A 19,021-nucleotide genomic window follows, 5' to 3' on the forward strand; every position below is an offset into this window, starting at 1 on the left:
TACTAAACAATAAATTATGAAAAAAAGACACATTCTTTTTGGGATACTAATAACACTTTCTCTTACAAATTGTGAAGATGGAATTAGAGATATAACTGGAGGAGGAACAGCAACACCAAATCCAGATCCATTAACAGAAGTTATCCCTACAAATATTAATACCGATGGATTTGACTTTCTTGAAAAAATACAAGGCCATTGGGTAGGTAGTAATCGAGTTATTGCTGATGATTATCCCTGGTTTGGCTGGGATTATAGAGCTATTTCTAAATCACATATACACGGTATTCATGAAGGTGGTTCATTAGGTAACTTATTTACTTCTTTTTTTGTAACCAACTATAAAGGTACTAGAACAATAATGGCACGTAATGGAGGACTATTAAGTGGTATTTATAGAACAAGTTATTTTGTATTAGATAAGGTTGAAAATAGAAATACTGAAGGGAAATACTATCGTTTTGTAGATGCTATTGGTAGTGAAAATATTATGTACTTTGAGTTACGTTTTAAAAACGACAGCTTATACTTTAACTCTTATACTAGCAATTTAGGGAATCGAATTCCATCTCGCCATATGACTTTTAAAGGAAAGAAAATGCATATTGAATTAGCACAAACGGCGGCTAATACTACTAACTTCCCTCAAAATGTTATTGATACTGGTTTAGATTTTAAAAACGGGTTTAAACCTGAAAATCTATACGTAGAACAAGGAGGAGAAAGTGCAAAATCGGCAACATTCTTAGCGCAACAAACAAATAATAATGTATATGAATTAGCACCACAATCTGGAGATCCATATCAAATAACTAACCATCCTAGATTAGGTACGTTAACTGTGAATTTAACAAGAAGTAGTCAAATTAGTGAAACTGACTTGTTAGTGTATCTATCTAGAGACCCTTTAACAGATGTTAACGGCTATTTAACCACCAACATGAATGCTTATAACACATTACTACATTTTCCAAGTTTAGAAAATAAAGAAAATGATTTTTTATTTACATACCTGCATCCTGGAGAGTATTACTTAACTGTTATTGCTGATAAAAATGATGACGGAAGTCCAAATCAAGGAGATATTTTAAGTATTAGTAAAAAAGTTACAATACTTCCTTTAGAAAATAAAATTGAAAACGTAACCAATATTGATATTCAAAATTAAAAATATGAAAAAAATAGTATCCCTATTAATCATAACTATATTGATGATTAGTTGTACAACTGCAGAAATTCCTTTAGCTGGACAAGTTCCTATTACTAGAAACATAACTTATACACAAGATATCCAACCCATTATATTTAATAACTGTTTAACCTGTCATAGTTCAGTAAATCCAAGAAACGGATTAATCTTAGAAACCTTTATTCAAGTAAAAAATTCAGCTCAAAATGGAACTTTAATAGCACGAATGAACGATGCTGCTAATCCTATGCCCCAAAGTGGTCTTTTAACAGCAGATAAAAGAGCACTAATTGATAAATGGAGAACCGATGGTTATTTAAAATAATAAAAACATCCCTAAAACATACTCTAAAATGAGAAACCTAATCATACTTACAATTGTATTAATAAGTCAAACTATTAATGCTCAAAAGTACTTTACAAGAACTGGAAAAACAGATTTTAAGGCTTCAGTTGATGCTTTTGAACCTGTAGAAGCTTCGAACAATAGTACTACAGCAATTTTAAAAATAAACACAGGAGACTTTGCCGCTCAGCTATTTATTAATGCTTTTAATTTTAAAGTTGCCTTAATGCAAGAGCATTTTAATGAAAATTATATGGATAGTGACACGTATCCGAAAGCTATATTTAGAGGAAAAATAGAAAAATTCTCTTTAAATAAATTAAGTACAAAAAAAGAATTTTTGTTAAATGGAACAATAGAAATCCGTGGAATTAAAAAAGAAATTAACACACTTGTAACCGCCATTTATAAGGAACATAAAATTTTAATAAAAGGTAACTTTTCTATTACCCCTCAAGATTTTGAAATTAAAATACCTAGTGTTGTTAGAAAAAAAATTGCCCAACAAATAAACATTATAATTAATTATGAGTTGGTTGAAAAAAAATAAATTAATAGTAGTACTATTCTTTATTGCTTTGTGTGGATTTACTTCTTATAAATACATTTATAAACCACATAAAACTATTGAAAGTTTGCCACCAAATTTCACAGGAAGCTCATTATTTTTTTTACAAAAAGCTAACAAAAATTTTAACCACTGGAATTCAAAAATAGTTGTATTAACTGGTAAAGTAAGTTCTATTGATAAAGAAGGTATTACATTAAATGACAAAATATATTGTCAATTTAAAAACCCAAAAGAAGCTACTCTTATAAAAGAAAATCAAGTTGTACGAATCAAAGGTCATGTTATAGGATACGATAATTTATTAGACGAATTAAAACTAAATCAATGCATACTAAAATAACATATATCATCATCATTACTTTATCGTTATTATCAATTACAACTCAAGCACAAGATGATTTATTAAATGAACTAAATAACGAAACTAAAAACACAAAACAATTTGATTTACCTGCATTTAAAGCCATGCAAATAGGTAATTTACAATCTACTAAAATTGCCGATAAAGGAGATTTATACTTAATTGTATCACATCGTTTTGGTACTTTTAAAAACGGAATTGATGACTTTTTCGGATTAGATCAAGCAAATACTAAAATACAATTAGCCTATAGTTTTTGGGAAGGAATTCAGTTAAGTTTCAGTAGAGATAGTTTTGAAAAAACATATTCAGGTACTGCTAAAGTTCGTTTAACAAAGCAATCAAATCAATTTCCTTTGAATATAGTTGGATATGCAAATGCTGATATTAATTCAGAAATTAAAAAAGCTAACTACCCTAGTTTAAAATTTGGTGATCGTATGACTTATACTACTCAATTGTTGGTTTCTCGAAGAATTTCTAAAAAACTTTCTTTAGAAATCGCTCCTTCATTTATTCGTCAAAATTTACAAGACCTAAACTTCACTGGGGCTAGAACACATAACCAGATATTAATGGGGTTGGGAGGTCGAATGAAAGTTAGCAAACGCATGAGTATTAACCTAGAGTATGCTTATAATTTCAGTAAACATGAAAATTCAAAATATAACAATCCGTTGACTTTAGGAATTGATATTGAAACAGGAGGACATGTGTTTCAATTATTATTTTCAAATGCTAGAGGTAGTAATGATGGTGCTTTTTTAACTAAAGCACAAGGTGATTGGAGCACTGGGGATATTTCATTTGGTTTTAATGTTGTAAGAGTTTTTTAACGCATAAAACCTTCTTTTCAAGATAAAATCTTTCTTATAATTAAGAAAGATTTTTTTATTTCCCCCTAACTCTACTAAGAGTTTCTTGGCTAATTCCCAACATAGAAGCAATATGGCCTAAATTTGCTATTTGAGTAATTTTTGGAAACACATTAATTAACAATTCATACTTTTCTTTAGCTGTTAAAAAATAATACCCTTTATAAAAATCATCAATTATAGCTATCTGCTCCTCCATCATTAAACGCCCAAATCGCTCTAAAGTTGGATAATTTTGATATAATTCTTGCCAATCATTATATGAAATTGCAAAAACTAGTATATCACTAGTAGCTTCAATATACTCCAATGAAGGTTTTTTTAAAATATAACTATGCCACGAAGTAAATATTGATTGCTCCGGATAAATCCAATGTGTAATATCTTTACCCTTTTGAAACAAGTATGTTCTTACAGTTCCTTCAGATAAAAAATATAAATGTTTACATGTTTTGCCTTCTTCTACTAATAACTCATTCTTGCTATATTTCTTTTTAACAATAACATTTGTAATAGCCTTTTCTGCCTCTTCAGAAAGAAAAACATATTGTTTAATAAATTGAATAAAATCTTGCATAAAGCTAATTTAAGAAATGCTATACAAAAGTTAAAATTAATCAACACTAATTGTTTCAATTTTAACTGGAGATAGCATCCAAAACATATCTTCTGATTTTTGTTTTACATACCAAATAAAAACACCTTTTGTATGCTTATTTTGAAGTTTTCTTTTTAATACAAAAGCTGGAATCCAAAGTAATCTAACTTTTCCTGTACCATTCCAGCCAGCTTTTAATAACATTTCTCGAACTACTTTTGTATATTCTTTATAGTTTGAAATATACTCAGCAGGATCAAGGGTAACTTGAATATTATCAATAAATGTATGGCGACTAACCTTAAAGGATTTTAATTGCTCAGGAGGATAGGATATAATTGATTTATTTATAAGATTCCATTCTGAAAAATCTTCTTTATCATCTATTAAGTTCTTATATTTTTTTTGCTCACCTGTACAATAATGTTGGTACACTTTTTTATTCGTCCAATATTCAATTTCATTAAAATCATCATTGATACTACATTCAAAATAAAGTTTGTTGTTTTTATACTTTTCAAACTCTTTTTTCGAAAACACCTTCTTTTTATCTATGGTCATATTAATCTTCAGCACCGTGTCTGAAGTTATTTCATATTTAAAAATTTCTTGCTTATAAAAAGCTTGAGTAGTTTTAATAAAAAGAGTGTTATTTATCAATTTGTTTGAACAAATTTTAAAGAAAAACTGACCATCAAAATCCGATACCCTGGTATCAATCCATTTTTTATGCTCATTCATAAACTCAACAACGACTCCTGTTAAAATATCATTCGTAGTGTTATCTCTAATTAACCCCTTAATTTTATGAACACTCCTTTTTTTAAAAGGAATATTTGTTTGAGAATGAGAAACAAAACTATAAATAAACGCAATAATGATTATTTTATATTTCATAGGTTGGATGTATCTTTTTTAAACGGAGTAACAAAAAGGTTTTGACTATGAATACTACAATTTATAATTCTTAGTTTTTTAGTAAAAAAACACTCAATAGTAGTAATAAAAAGCCAAGTAACATCATAATAACACCAGCAAAATATTCTTTTGATTTATAGCTTTCATGAGTTAATAATACTTCATCTTCAGATATCAACTTCAATACATTATTTGCTACCTCATCCTGGTTTAATTTTTTATAATACACCAAAACCGTTGTACCTTCTTTTAACTTCCTTGTTAACTCGGCATAATTTTGATTGTTATTATAACTATAAAAAGCTTCATTCGTAGTATTCAACTTTATTTTTAGAATTTTTAAATTAAAATAAATTGAATATTTACCCGTAGCCTTCGTTCTTTTTAAAACAACCTTTGCATGCTCTATAATCCCTTTTTGCTGATGAATACTTTTTAGATCTCTTGAATAATTTTCTTTTAAGGTAGAAAAACCCAGCCAGATAAGTAGTATTGAAACTCCAATTGAAAAAACAAAAAAAACACTTTTTTTAATGGTTTTTATATTCATGTTTCATATTTATTAGTACCTAATTTAATTACTTAAGTTCAATTTTAAGACCATATTATCATAACACTACAAAAAATTATTATAGTTAGTATAACAATTAATACTAGAAGTTGAACTTGATACCTAATACTAGATATTACTTTTTTCTGACTGCGTTTTACATCAAACATTCTTTTTATTTCTTCCTTTTCATAGTCAATTTGATTCATTTCCCCGCTACTTTTTCACTCTATTCATCTTCATAATTTCCAAAAAAGAAATATAACAATCCCCCAACTAGTATTAATAGAAATCTAACAACCCATCCCATAGTATTTCCCCAAACATCTACCCATGCTAATAACCTTATATTGTAATTAAAAATTGAAAGCACGATAGACATAATTCCCATAGCAGCAAGAACCAATCCTCCTTTTCCTAATTTTGATTTAATAGTTTCCATAAAGTTTTATTTTTAAGTTCGGAATAAAAGTATTGGATACATAAACATCAAAAAATAGAGAATCTATTTTAGAGTCTTTAGAAGAAATAAGTGATGCGTTTAAAGAAATAAACGTTTTCTAAAAATTTTAAAAAAATAGTGTTAAAAATATTGTAGTTTATTTTTTTAGTAAATAAATTTGTTTTCAAATTAACCTAAAAATTGTTATAACTATGAAAAAAAACTATCTTTTTCTATTTTTTGTTGTGCTCTTAAGTTTTCAAACGAGCTATGCAACAAAATACTTTGTAAATCTTAAAGCTTCCGGAACAAATGATGGAAGTAGCTGGACAAATGCTTTTACTTCTTTATCAACCGCACTAGCTAATGCCTCTAGTGGCGATGAAATATGGGTAGCAAAAGGTACTTATAAACCATCTAAAGATGGCTTTATTATTTTAAGCGGTGTTCGTTTATACGGAGGTTTTTCAGGAAATGAAAACACCCTAAATGAAAGAAATTTAACTAATTTTGAAACTATCTTAGATGGTAATATTGGTGATTTATCAAAATCTACAGATAATGCTACACATGTTGTGTACATGAAGAATGTTAGTAACCAAACCAGGCTGGATGGATTCAAAATTATTAATGGTCATTCAAATAACCTCAGTAATGATTCAAAAGGTGGAGGCTTATACAATCTAGGAGGTCGTCCAACTATTGCAAATTGCTTTTTTTCTGATAATTTTTCTGAAAATTACGGAGGTGGCATTTGCTCTGAAAGTGGCTACATAAAAATAGAAAACTGTACTATTACCAATAATACTGTTGAAGGCTTTGGTGCTGGTATACATTTATCACAAAGAGGTACAGCAACCATTTCTAACTCAAAAATTAGTTTAAATAAATCTATTTATGGTAGCGGAGGTGCTATTTCTTCTGGTAACGGTTTTTCTTCGTTAACAATTGATAGAACCGAAATTTCTGGAAACACTGTACAAGATTTTGCAGGAGCTATTGTTGTAGGTGATGATACTAGTGTAACTATTTATAATTCATTAATATTAGGTAATACAGCAAAAAAAGGAATTATATCTATGCATACTACCTTTAACAGTGAAACTCATAAAATTATTAATACTACCTTTTCAGGAAATAAAAGTACTGAAAAATCTAGTAGATCTTGCACTCTTATTTTTAACGATAATACTAAAGTAGCAAACTGTATATTTTGGGATAATCTTGCTCCTGCAGGTAATATTTACAAATTTAAAACTTTGGTTGATCCATTAGTTTCTAATTGTATTATTGAAAATGGGCATGATTCTGGTACTGATAATATCACTACAGATCCTAAATTTAAAAACCCTGCTTCTAAAGATGATGCTCCTTTTTCAAGTGATGGTTATGACTTTTCTTTAGATAGTAAATCTCCTGGAATTAATACAGGTAACAACAGTTATTTATCTAGTAAATACAACTTAGATATTAATGAATTTGAAAGAAATTTTGATTCACATATTGTTGATATTGGTTGCTATGAATATCAAGCTACTTTAAGTATTAAAAATAATACGTTATTAAATACAGTTAGCTACTATAACTATAACACTAAAAGTATAATTATTAATACTTCCAATATTTCTAAAATAAAGTATCAGTTATTTGATTTAAAAGGGCTATTAGTAGCTAAAGGAACTACTCTTGGAAAATCTGAAGTTTCTATTAACAACCTAAACAATGGAATTTATATATTAAAACTAAAAGACTTTAATTCTAATTCTATAGTAAGCAAAAAATTAATCAAATATTAATTTTAACTGATATTTCTTTTAAGAATTTAAAAACAGCCTTATTCGTTTAAAATGAATAAGGTTGTTTGTTTCATCTAAAAAACAGTATATAATTAATTGTATTATTATTAAATTACTCGTTCGTCCGCTTTATACGCACCACGACGGTGTAATATCCATTGGGCTTCGTCTAAAGGATTTACCCCTTTATACTCTCGAACAACACCCTCTCCTTTAGGACAGGTATCATATCCATGGAATTGTACTCTAAGACGCGATTTACCACTCGTTATTGAATTTAATTTTCTGCTAAAATCTAAGGATGTAGCTACAGGAATTCTTCCTTTTAAATGAAACACCTCATCAATAAATACCGGAGTATCAAAGGTGGCTCTTCTTGTACTTAACTCAGAAGTTATTTTTCCTAATAACGATTCATTGGCTTTTATTTCAAAGCTTAATATAGGTTCTAACAAATGTGTACCACCAATTTTTAATCCTTGCATAATTCCCATAGGAGTTGCTAGGTTAAAATCACCAGGTCTAGAATGTACATTATGGTCTTCTCCTTTAATCAAGGTAATTTTTACATCGGTTACCTCCCACCCTAAAATTCCTTGAGCTAAAGCTTTCGGAATGGTTCGTTCTATTTCATTTTGATATTTAATATGTACATCATTCTGTGAAACAATTGAATGATAACTAACTCCTGAATTTAACGGAGCAGGCTCAATTAAAAAAGTCATAATTGCCCAACAAGGTTTTGGCATCCAATAACGAATATACCCTTCTGCTTTAGTGCTAATCGTTTCTTTATAGACCACTTGGGGATCCGTAAAACTTGCGTTGATTGAAAAACGTTCTTTTAAAACATGTTCTAAAATTTCAACTTGCATCTGTCCCATTAACAACAATTGTAACTCCTTCTCAGCTTTGAACCATTTAAAACTTAAAGAAGGATCTTCTCTATCTAATTGCTGTAAAGCATCTGCTAGTACGTTATAATCAGCATTGTTATCAGGAATCACCTGAACACTCAATACTGGAATATGCAACTGAGGTAATTTTGGAATTCCTTCTGGACTTCCTAAAACATCACCAGCTTTTGTACCTAAAACACCCGTTATTACCCCAATATCTCCCGATTGTAAAATAATATTATCAATGTACTTTGTGTTATGTAATTGTTTTGTCTGATTAATTTTAGTTTCTAACTGTTGTGTATCATTGTATATGGTAGATTTAGAAGATAATTCTCCTGAAAAAACTTTTACATGTGCCATCGTACCAAAAACCTTATAATGTTCTAACTTAAACACAAATGCTGAAAGCTCTTTGGTCGTGGTTATTTTAGAAGTTGGACAATAGGCTACTATTCCATCTAAAAGTTCAGTTACCCCTATATTATTCTTAGCAATACCAGTATATACAGGAGTTATTTTAGTATCGATTGTTAACTTGCGAATACTCTTTACATACTCTTCATCTTTAATTGATTCTGAGTTTAAAAAACGTTCTAATAAAAGCTCATCACCCTCTAAAATATGCTCAATTGACTTTTCTTTAATTTCACTATCAACTTCACTATTAAAAACTGGCATTATGGTAGCATCCGTTAATCCATCATTTTCTGAGGCGTACAACACTACTGTTTTAGTTTTTAAATCACTTTCTATCTGGGTAATTGTTCCTTCAGCATCTGCACCTTGACGATCAATTTTATTAATAAAAATAAGAGTTGGTATATGTAACTCTTGTAAAGAATCCCAAATATTTAGGGTATGTGCTTGCACCCCTTCTACAGCAGAAACTACTAACACTACCGCATCAACAACACACAATGCACGCTCTACCTCGCTTGAAAAATCAACGTGACCAGGCGTATCAATTAAATTAATCTTTGTGTCTTTCCATTCAAAGGAAGTGGTGGCTGCTTTTATAGAAATTCCACGTTCTTTCTCTAACGCTAAACTATCAGTACTTGTTGACCCTTTATCCACACTACCCAACGTTCTAATAGCACCTGAATTGTATAAAAAATGCTCGGTAAGTGTGGTTTTACCTGCATCTACATGGGCTAAGACACCTATATTAATAGTTGGTTTCTTCATTATTGAAAGTAATTTGATGTTTTTTTAAATTCCAATTGTAAAATAATAGGAATCCCGTAATAATAAGCCTTTTTTATAGATTAATACTTCTAGCTGAAAGATTTTTTATCAAACCGTCATTAGGAATGAAACAAAGTGAAATGAAGTAATCTCACCATCGCTAACTCAAAACAAATCAAAAACACTCAACAAACAGATTGCTTCAGTCGTAACCTCCATCGCAATGACCAACCCAAACCGTCATTACGAATGAAACAAAGTGGAATGAAGTAATCTCACCATCGCTAACTCAAAACAAATCACAAACTCTCATTAAACAGACTACTTCCTCGTGCCTCGTCGCAATGACAAACCCAAACCGTCATTACGAATAAAACAAAGTGCAATGAAGTAATCTCACCAACACTTACTCTAAACAAATCACAAACTCTCATTAAACAGATTGCTTCCTCCTACCTCGTCGCAATGACAAACCAAACCGTCATTACGAATGAAACAAAGTGGTATGAAGTAATCTCTCTATCGCTAACTCTAAACAAATCAAAAACTCTCATTAAACAGATTGCTTCCTCCTACCTCGTCGAAATGACCAAGCCAAACCATTATTACGAATGAAACCTAGTGGAATGAAGTAATCTCTCTATCGCTAACTCTAAACAAATCAAAAACTCTCATTAAACAGATTGCTTCCTCCTATGTCGTCGCAATGACGAACCCAAACCGTCCTCAGAAATCAATCCGAAAATTACACCGAATAAACGTAAAAAATGAAAAGCTGTTTGAATGGAATGAGTTCTTTTCATTTAGTGTTGAGGATGTTAATTTTCGAGTGAAGATTTCGAAAGACTAGATTTTTTGTTTCTTTTTCATCAATGGAAAAAGAAAAAGTAAATTCGATTAAACAGACTACTTCCTCCTACCTCGTCGCAATGACAAACCAAACCGTCATTACGAATGAAACAAAGTGGAATGAAGTAATCTCATCATCGCTAACTCAAAACAAATCAAAAACTCTCATTAAACAGATTGCTTCAGTCGTAACCTCCATCGCAATGACAACACAACTAACAAAATACTAAAAACTAACTTTTTTCTATTTCACGTATAAATAGAGAATGTTATAAACAAAACCACATTCAAACTCAATTAAATTACACCAAAAACTTTTTTACTACTTCTTATGGCTTTCCGTAGTGTTTATTGTTTGGGTTTTATTATTTTTAAACCTCGAGAAAATTGCCTTCCTAAATACAGGAATAAATTATTATCTAATATTATATATGAGCGATATAAAAGAAATAATAGAAACACTAGTAAAATTCAGAAACGAAAGAGATTGGGAACAATTTCATAACCCAAAAGATTTAGCTATTGCCTTAAATATAGAAGCAGGTGAACTCTTAGAGAATTACTTATGGAAATCACCTAAAGAAGCTAACGAAGAGAAAGTAAAAGAGGAGCTAGCAGATGTCTTCGCTTATGCATTTCTTTTAGCTGAAAAACATGGATTTGATGTAAAGGAAATCTTGTTAGATAAAATAAAAAAGAATGGAGAAAAATACCCTGTTGAAAAATCAAAAGGGAATGCAACAAAATATACTGAACTTTAAATGATTTCACCTCTAGTAAAAGTAAACCATTACGATTTCGAGAATAATCTATTTGAAAATTTTAATACAAATCATTTTGCAAAAGACCTTTGGCCTCTTGTATATATTTTGAGTGATGATAAAACCAAAACTGCTTATATAGGAGAAACAACTGATACTTATAAAAGAATGAATTCCCATTTAAAAAACCAAACAAAAGGGAAGCTTACATCAGTTCACTTTATAACCAGTGAAATATTTAATAAGTCTGCAACATTAGATATAGAATCAAACTTGATTAAATATATGTCGGGTGATAATGTATTCAATTTATTAAATGCAAACATAGGTTTAGCAAATCATAATTATTATCAGAAAAAAGAAGTTTACTGGGATGTTTTTAACTCAGTATGGAACCAACTTAGAGCGGAAGGAATAACAAAACATTCTATTGAATATATTGGTAATACTGACCTTTTTAAATATTCACCATACAAAAGCTTAACGAACGAACAAAGTCAAGGTCTCCTTCAAATATTAAATAGTTTAGTAACTGGTAAACATGAAAACACTATTGTAGAAGGCGGTGCTGGTACAGGAAAAACAATACTTGCTATATTTTTATTCAAAATTCTTTCAAGTCATTTGGAAGATTTCAGTTTTAAAGAATTCGGAACAGAAGAAAAAACATTTATTGATTTAGTCAGAGAGATTAAAACCACTTTACCTAAACCTAAAATGGCACTTGTAGTTCCTATGTCTTCTTTTAGAACTACTTTAAAAAAGGTGTTTAAAAATATAAAAGGACTTAGTGCAAATATGGTAATTGGTCCTGCTGAAGTGAGTAAAAACACCTATGATATTTTAGTAGTAGATGAATCACATCGTTTAAGAAGAAGAGTAAATTTAGGTGCATATTTCGGAGCTTTTGACAAAGCTTGTAAACTTCTTAATCTTGATAAACATAATTGTAGTGAATTAGATTGGGCAGTTATGCAGTCTAAACATACCATTTTGTTTTATGATGAAAACCAATCTATTAAACCATCAGATGCCAAGAAAGAAGATTTCGATGCCCTCAAAGATTCTAACAAAACTTCTATACTTAAATTAAAGTCTCAATTTAGAGTTAAAGGGGGAAATGCATATATTGAATTTATTGATTCGCTTCTTAACTGTAAACTTGATAAAAATACGGAAGCTTTTAATTCAAAAGAATATGAATTTACTTTATTCAATTCTTTGGAAGCAATGGTTGAACAAATTAAATTAAGAAATGACGAAAGCGGGCTTTCTAGATTAATTGCAGGATATTCATGGGAATGGAAATCGAACAAAAATAAAGAGGTATTTGATATACATATTGATAATGTGCAATTAAAATGGAATGGCACTGCTAATGATTGGATAAACTCTGAAAACTCAGTTAATGAAGTTGGTTGTATTCATACTACGCAAGGATATGATTTAAATTACTCTGGGATAATTTTCGGAAACGAAATTTCTTTTGATCCTGATACTCAGGAAATAATTATTAAAAAGGAAAACTATTTTGACAAAAATGGAAAGCAATCTATTAATGACCCAAAGGAATTAAAAAACTTCATCATAAATATTTATAAAACAATTATGCTTAGAGGTATAAAAGGAACGTATATTTATATATGTGACCCTAACCTAAGAGCTTATTTTGAATCTTTTATTCCTACATTTCAAAATGAACTAATTTCTAAAAACAACCTTTTTAGAACTGAAAATATCAAACCTTTTGAAAATACTGTTCCTCTTTACGATTTAAAAGTTGCCGCAGGTAACTTTGGAGAGTTACAACAATATGATGATGTTAAATGGATTAATATTCCTGAAACAATTCGCTCAAATAAAGATTTATTTGCTTGTCAGATAATTGGTGAATCAATGAATAAAATTATTCCTAACGGCTCTTATTGTCTTTTTAAAAAATATACTGGTGGTTCAAGAAACGGACAAATTGTATTGGTAGAACATACTACTATTCAAGATTCTGATTTTGGTTCTTGCTATACAATTAAAGAGTATGAAAGTAAAAAATATGAAGATGAGAACGGATGGAAACATCAATCTATTACTCTTAAACCTTTATCAACTGACGAAAAATACAAGAGCATTGTTTTAGCCGATGTAGAATTGGATTCTTTTAAAGTAGTTGGAATTTTTGAATGTGTATTAAAATAAAAAGAAATGAACGTATTTAAAATACAAATTTTAGATGATGACACCAAAGTAAACCATGTTGATGAATGTTTAAAAGACAATCGTATAACTACTCATATTGATTATGCAAAAGAATTAATTGAGACTTTAATACCTGGTGATATAGGTATAGTACACAAAGGAAGTTATACTGTTTGCTTAGTTAAGGTACTATACAAAATAACTAATCCTAAAGATATTGTTGGTACTTCTTTTGGTCATGATTTTAGAATAGAAATACTTCAACATTATAAAGATTTACCTGATTCATTCACTTTTCAAAAACAAGGTAAAAATGTAGGTCACAATGGCACTTACACTCTTTGGAATACTAACCCCAATAAACCAGTTTATAATTTTATTACCTCATGGTATAATTTAATAAAAACAAAAATGGAAAAAGAAAATATAATTAAAGTTTTAGAATATAAAAAACAAATAATTTTACAAGGTCCTCCAGGAACAGGTAAAACGTATACAGCAGAAGCTATTGCTAAACAGTTAACTGAAGTTGAAACTATTAGTAATCCAAATGATTTATTAAATGAGTTCTATCAAAATTTTAATACTAAAGCCCCTGAAGTAATTAAAGAACGTCAAGATCGTGAAAATTTAAGAAATCTATTTTTAACCAAATTCCCTGAAAATAACATAAAAAACTTATCCTTAGAAGAGTATTGCATTGGTACTGGAGGTAAAGAAAATTTTTGTTGGTGGATTGAGCGTGGTTTACAACCTTTAGGTTATTATTTTCCTGGTAGCTCTTTATCGTACCGTATTTATTGGTCTAAATCTAAGCATGAGTATGTTAAAAGTTCTTGGGCTAAGGAAGTAGAAGATGATAATAATGCTATGAAAATGGTTGCTAAGTCTATACATGAAATAATAAATACAAGGAAGTATAAAAATCTTGAAAATTCTTTTGGTCAAAGTTTCATTCTAAAATTACTGAACACTTATTACCCAGAAGACTATGCCCCTGTAAATGCTATAAATTATATTAAAAATGCTTTAGCACTTTTTAGTATTGACTATACTAATCTAGATTTTATTGAACTAAATCAACGTTTATTAACATTACATCAAGAAAAAAACATAGAATTTAAATCAGATGTAAAACCACATGAATTTATGATTTTTTTAGTTGATAACTTCAACTTGAAAGACGGTGAGAAACTATCCAATAATAAGGTAGTCACGAAAGGTGCATTTGAATTGGTTCAGTTTCACCCAGCTTACTCATATGAAGATTTTGTACGTGGTATTGTTGCTGAAGTTGAAGAAAAAAATCCGAATTTTGTTGTGAAAAATAAAATATTAGCAGAGTTTGCTGAACGTGCATTAAATAACCCAAAAGCAAAATTTGTACTTATTATTGACGAAATAAATAGAGCAAATTTACCTGCTGTTTTAGGAGAGTTGATATATGCTTTGGAATATAGAGGCAAACCTGTTAATTCATTATATGAATATGAAAATGAACGTGCGATAAAACTACCAACGAATCTTTATATTATTGGTACTATGAATACAGCAGATCGTTCTGTTGGTCACATAGATTATGCTATAAGACGTCGTTTTTCATTTATAGATGTATTACCTAATGAAATGTATGTTCCAGATATTGCAAAAGACATATTTAAAAATGTTAGTGATTTATTTTCTAAAGATATTTTATCTTCAGATTTTAAAAAAGAAGATGTGCAAATTGGACACAGCTATTTTATGTCCGAGAATAAAGAAGAGTTAGATATTAAGATAAAACACGAAGTTGTTCCTATTTTAAAAGAATATGTAAAAGATGGTCTACTAAATGAAAAAGCTGAAAAATTAATAGAAGAATTAGCTCGTGAATAATACAACTAAAATAATAAGGTTAGGAGAACATAAGAATAAGCGTGACATTGAAGGCAGTATTTCTTTGGAAGTATATTATTTTAAAAACAAAAAAATTGGGAAGTATGGTTCTAAAAACAAACCTTGTTTTACGATACAAAACAATGTTATTAAATCTCATTATTACATAGGTGTAGATTGGGTATGTAAAACTAGTAATCGTGCCGTTTATATTTCTCCAAAACTTAACGAAGATGGTTTTGAAACGGATTACTTAAAAATGTTATTAATTTGCTTAAATGACACTGAAGCATCAAAACATATCAACAGTATTTATGATATCAAAAACGAAGCATCGCTAATAGAAATAGATCAGCAATTGGACTTGTTATCACCATTATTAATTATCCAATTTTTAAACTTAGTAAAGCAATTAATAAAAAAAGGATTAAAGAAATCTTACTACCGTGAGGAAAAACACTTAAATGCACGAGTAAAAGGAAAATTGTTAGTTTCACAAACAATAAAGCATCACACCTTCAGGAGTGAACCATTAAAAACTATATGCGCATTTGATACTTTTGGCTTAGATCATCCAGAAAATCAAATATTAAAAACAGCGTTGTTATTTATACAAACGTATTTAAGTAAGTTTCCAGAATATACTGGTTTAACCTGTAATTTACTACAATATTGTTTGCCTGCGTTTGAAGAAGTTTCAATTCCAACAAACATATCCTCTCTAAAACATTTTAAATCGTCGCCTTTTTTCAACAGTTATAAAGAAACTGTAAATATTGCTAAATTAATATTAAAGCGTTTTGGACACAATGTAAGAAACGTAGAAGCTACAAAAATTAAAACGCAACCTTTTTGGATTAATATGCCTTTATTATTTGAGTTGTATGCTTTTACTTTTTTACGAAAAACTTATGGAAACAATATTCATTATCAATATAAATCAAATTACCAAGAGTTAGATTTCTTATTGAATACTAAATATAAACAATTGATAATTGATACAAAGTATAAAACAGTATACTGTAAAGGGAAATCAAAAAAAGAAGATATAAGACAATTGGCTGGTTATGCACGTATGAATAAAGTGTATAAGGAATTGGAAAAAGCAACAAACGAAACGATTGACTGTCTTATTATATATCCTATACGAGATAAAGATAATCAAAACAATAAATTATTTGATATAAACCATATGCAACCTATAGATAAATATGTTGGATTTCATCGCCTGGGTTTATCAATACCATACATTAAAAATAAAATTGGAGTTAATTAAATTTAAAACATGAAAAAGAAAGAATTAATTGAACATATTAACAATAAATATAATACAGCATTAAATAACCATAATACGAGTTATTCTAATATTAATACATCTAAAAATGTTTGGTGGTTTAATGTTCCTGTGTCGAAGTTTGAAGAAGACGTAAACCTTTTACTCAATAAAAAAAGCCATATGATTTGGGTCGTTTTACCAAAAGGAGTGGTTCATGACATGCCTTTTCGAATAAGAAAAGATAGAGATGCTGTCGATTTAGAAATTTCAGCAGATAATAATAATACTAAGTATTTATGCGATGTAAAATCTGGTGGTGCAGGATTTGATTTTAGTTTGTTTATAAAAGAAGAAATACCTTATTTAACGAAAAAAAAGCAACCTATTTTGTTAAGTTTGTTTGGAGCTACAATAGGTATTTTAGGTTTATTAATTTGGTGGCTTTTTGATAATAAAAAAAAGAGGGCAGTTAAAACCGATCGTATAATTAAAAAACTACGAAAAGAAAATTACGAAACAAAAACTACTTATTTAAACTTGCTAGAAAAATACATAAAATCTAAACAAAACATTGATCTTGGTATTATAGAAGAAATACATAAATTGAAAAAAGCAACAGATATTTTAGATTTTGAAGTTCATATTGAATTAGAGGAAGTTGTTAATAATTTGAGCAATGGAAAATCTACAGAAGCTGTTAGATTATTAGCTAAAGTAATTGAAAAGAAATTAAAAGAAAAAGCTGAAAAAGAAGAAACTTTCAAAGGTAGACCTATGTTACATAATTTACTAGAATTTGGAAAAAGTAGTAATTGGATTACATCACAACAATATGAAAATGCTTTAGCGTTAAAAGAAATAAGAAATAAAGAAAGTCATGAGTTAGATGTACAGGAAGAAACCAAAAACATAGGGCTTTGTATTTTTTCTGGTATCGATTTAATTTATGCATTGAAATAATGGGATACCGTATATTTTATTCGTACCAATCAGATTTAAAAAACAAATTAAATAGATATTTTATAAGAAATGCTATTAACGCCGCTATTTATAAAATTACTGAATTTGAAATAGAACCTTTAATCGAAGGATTTTATGGTATATCGGGTAATCCTCCATTAGCAGAAACAATGCTAGAACAATCTAAAGGAGCTGATATTTTTATTGGAGATATGACATTTACAATGTCTAAAGTATGGCACAATCCATCTTATAAATTCGAAGATGATAAATCAATACTAATAGAAATACCTAAAGGATTAGATTTAAAACCAGCTCCTAATCCAAATGTATTACTAGAAACAGGATATTCATGGGCTTTAAAAGATTATGAAAGAACAATTCTTATATTAAATACAGCTTTTGGTTCATCTGCAGATCTACCAGTTGATATGGGAAGTTTACGATGGCCAATAGAATATAATCTTTGCGAAGATCGTTTTAGTAATCAAACTAAACTAAATAAAGAAACTGACGGATTGGTTAATGCATTAGAAGTGGCTATTAGAGAAGCTATAAATTCTAATATAAAATATCAAATAAAATATTGGAGACCTTTTATAATCTATTCTCAATGGAGAAAAGATCATATATATCCTTATAAAATAACGGTCTCGTTAAAAACGAAAATTAAGGAGTTTAGAGAATTATTAAAGACTAAAAATAAAATAAGATTAACCGGGAAAAAAGGTAGCGGAAAAACAAGGTTTGTTCTTGAAGCTTTACAAGAGCATGAAGAAATGCGCTATGATTCTTTAGCTGAACAAATAATTTATCATGATTATGAAGGAGCTACCGCAGGAGATATATCAATACAACTGACCGAGTTGAAAAATTTAAATCAACATAAAATATTCATAGCAGACAATTGCTCTTATTTAAATCATTCAAAACTAATAGATAAATTTAAAAGAACAAATGTTAAAATTATTACTATTGCCTCAGTTGAAGATGTACAACAAACTGACAATGCGAATATATTTATTGAAGAAAAGATTACTATTGAAGTATTTGAGGAAATAATAAAGGAAAAATTTGGAACAGAGAAAGTATCAGAAATAATAGAATATTTTGATTCTAATTTAGATGAGTTTATAGATCGAATATTTGATGGTATTGGTAAAGAAAATATTGATGTATCTAATATTGAATATTTGAAATTGTTATTAGGGGAATATTGGATAGAAAAAGGTGCGCTGAAATTTTTATTTGCTCTAGCGTTTTTTAAACAAATTGGAGTTACAGGAATCTATAAAAAGGAAATAAATTTTATTAGAGAAGTTTTTATTGATTGTAGTGAATGAAGTTATTAAGTTAAAAGAGTTTTTAGAA

The 19,021-nt window shown here is 29.0% G+C and carries 17 protein-coding genes; 12 read left to right on the forward strand and 5 right to left on the reverse strand.

The features are described from left to right. Window positions 1-16 precede the first annotated feature (16 nt). From ACKTTQ_RS07985 to ACKTTQ_RS08005, 5 genes are read left to right on the forward strand one after another with little or no spacing between them, the layout of a single operon-like run. Window positions 17-1,168: a hypothetical protein gene (locus ACKTTQ_RS07985; RefSeq protein WP_408048884.1), complete on the forward strand. Its 1,152-nt coding sequence runs from the start codon at window positions 17-19 to the stop codon at window positions 1,166-1,168. Window positions 1,169-1,172: 4 nt separating this feature from the next. Next, entirely contained in the window at window positions 1,173-1,514 is a 342-nt protein-coding gene (locus ACKTTQ_RS07990; RefSeq protein WP_408048885.1) for a hypothetical protein, read from the forward strand. Between the two features lie 28 nt (window positions 1,515-1,542). Next, complete coding sequence (locus ACKTTQ_RS07995; protein ID WP_093871556.1) at window positions 1,543-2,085, forward strand: YceI family protein; 543 nt, start codon at window positions 1,543-1,545, stop codon at window positions 2,083-2,085. Continuing rightward, complete coding sequence (locus ACKTTQ_RS08000; protein WP_408048886.1) at window positions 2,063-2,446, forward strand: hypothetical protein; 384 nt, start codon at window positions 2,063-2,065, stop codon at window positions 2,444-2,446. Before ACKTTQ_RS07995 ends, ACKTTQ_RS08000 begins: the two co-directional genes overlap by 23 nt. Beyond that, entirely contained in the window at window positions 2,431-3,303 is an 873-nt protein-coding gene (locus tag ACKTTQ_RS08005; RefSeq protein WP_408048887.1) for a DUF5777 family beta-barrel protein, read from the forward strand. The genes ACKTTQ_RS08000 and ACKTTQ_RS08005 overlap by 16 nt, the downstream gene beginning before the upstream one ends. A 55-nt stretch (window positions 3,304-3,358) precedes the next feature. Here the strand turns inward: ACKTTQ_RS08005 and ACKTTQ_RS08010 are convergent, their stop codons facing one another. The 4 genes from ACKTTQ_RS08010 to ACKTTQ_RS08025 form a co-directional block, all read right to left on the reverse strand. Continuing rightward, entirely contained in the window at window positions 3,359-3,919 is a 561-nt protein-coding gene (locus tag ACKTTQ_RS08010; RefSeq protein WP_093871558.1) for a Crp/Fnr family transcriptional regulator, read from the reverse strand. Between the two features lie 36 nt (window positions 3,920-3,955). Beyond that, a complete protein-coding gene (locus tag ACKTTQ_RS08015) occupies window positions 3,956-4,837 on the reverse strand; it encodes a hypothetical protein (protein WP_408048888.1) in 882 nt (293 codons plus the stop codon). Window positions 4,838-4,907: 70 nt separating this feature from the next. Further along, complete coding sequence (locus ACKTTQ_RS08020; protein ID WP_408048889.1) at window positions 4,908-5,408, reverse strand: hypothetical protein; 501 nt, start codon at window positions 5,406-5,408, stop codon at window positions 4,908-4,910. A gap of 229 nt (window positions 5,409-5,637) precedes the next feature. Continuing rightward, window positions 5,638-5,850 (reverse strand): hypothetical protein, encoded by a 213-nt coding sequence (locus tag ACKTTQ_RS08025; RefSeq protein WP_093871561.1) that lies wholly within the window; start codon window positions 5,848-5,850, stop codon window positions 5,638-5,640. Window positions 5,851-6,062: 212 nt separating this feature from the next. Here ACKTTQ_RS08025 and ACKTTQ_RS08030 point away from each other — a divergent pair, with 212 nt between their 5' ends. Beyond that, complete coding sequence (locus ACKTTQ_RS08030; RefSeq protein WP_408048890.1) at window positions 6,063-7,646, forward strand: right-handed parallel beta-helix repeat-containing protein; 1,584 nt, start codon at window positions 6,063-6,065, stop codon at window positions 7,644-7,646. A gap of 107 nt (window positions 7,647-7,753) precedes the next feature. Here the strand turns inward: ACKTTQ_RS08030 and ACKTTQ_RS08035 are convergent, their stop codons facing one another. Then, window positions 7,754-9,736, reverse strand: coding sequence for a GTP-binding protein (locus ACKTTQ_RS08035; RefSeq protein ID WP_408048891.1), 1,983 nt, complete (start codon window positions 9,734-9,736; stop codon window positions 7,754-7,756). Between the two features lie 1,280 nt (window positions 9,737-11,016). Here ACKTTQ_RS08035 and ACKTTQ_RS08040 point away from each other — a divergent pair. From ACKTTQ_RS08040 to ACKTTQ_RS08065, 6 genes are read left to right on the forward strand one after another with little or no spacing between them, the layout of a single operon-like run. Further along, complete coding sequence (locus ACKTTQ_RS08040) at window positions 11,017-11,346, forward strand: nucleotide pyrophosphohydrolase (protein ID WP_408048892.1); 330 nt, start codon at window positions 11,017-11,019, stop codon at window positions 11,344-11,346. After that, complete coding sequence (locus tag ACKTTQ_RS08045) at window positions 11,347-13,539, forward strand: DNA/RNA helicase domain-containing protein (RefSeq protein WP_408048893.1); 2,193 nt, start codon at window positions 11,347-11,349, stop codon at window positions 13,537-13,539. 6 nt (window positions 13,540-13,545) lie between these two features. Next, window positions 13,546-15,414, forward strand: coding sequence for an AAA family ATPase (locus ACKTTQ_RS08050; protein WP_408048894.1), 1,869 nt, complete (start codon window positions 13,546-13,548; stop codon window positions 15,412-15,414). After that, a complete protein-coding gene (locus ACKTTQ_RS08055; protein ID WP_408048895.1) occupies window positions 15,407-16,690 on the forward strand; it encodes a 5-methylcytosine restriction system specificity protein McrC in 1,284 nt (427 codons plus the stop codon). The genes ACKTTQ_RS08050 and ACKTTQ_RS08055 overlap by 8 nt, the downstream gene beginning before the upstream one ends. 9 nt (window positions 16,691-16,699) lie before the next feature. After that, complete coding sequence (locus ACKTTQ_RS08060; protein ID WP_408048896.1) at window positions 16,700-17,650, forward strand: hypothetical protein; 951 nt, start codon at window positions 16,700-16,702, stop codon at window positions 17,648-17,650. After that, on the forward strand, window positions 17,650-18,993 hold the full coding sequence (locus ACKTTQ_RS08065; protein ID WP_408048897.1) for a hypothetical protein: 1,344 nt from the start codon (window positions 17,650-17,652) through the stop codon (window positions 18,991-18,993). The genes ACKTTQ_RS08060 and ACKTTQ_RS08065 overlap by 1 nt, the downstream gene beginning before the upstream one ends. The last annotated feature ends 28 nt before the right edge of the window (window positions 18,994-19,021 follow it).

The sequence above is a fragment of the Tenacibaculum halocynthiae genome (assembly GCF_964512825.1).
GTDB lineage: Bacteria > Bacteroidota > Bacteroidia > Flavobacteriales > Flavobacteriaceae > Polaribacter > Polaribacter halocynthiae.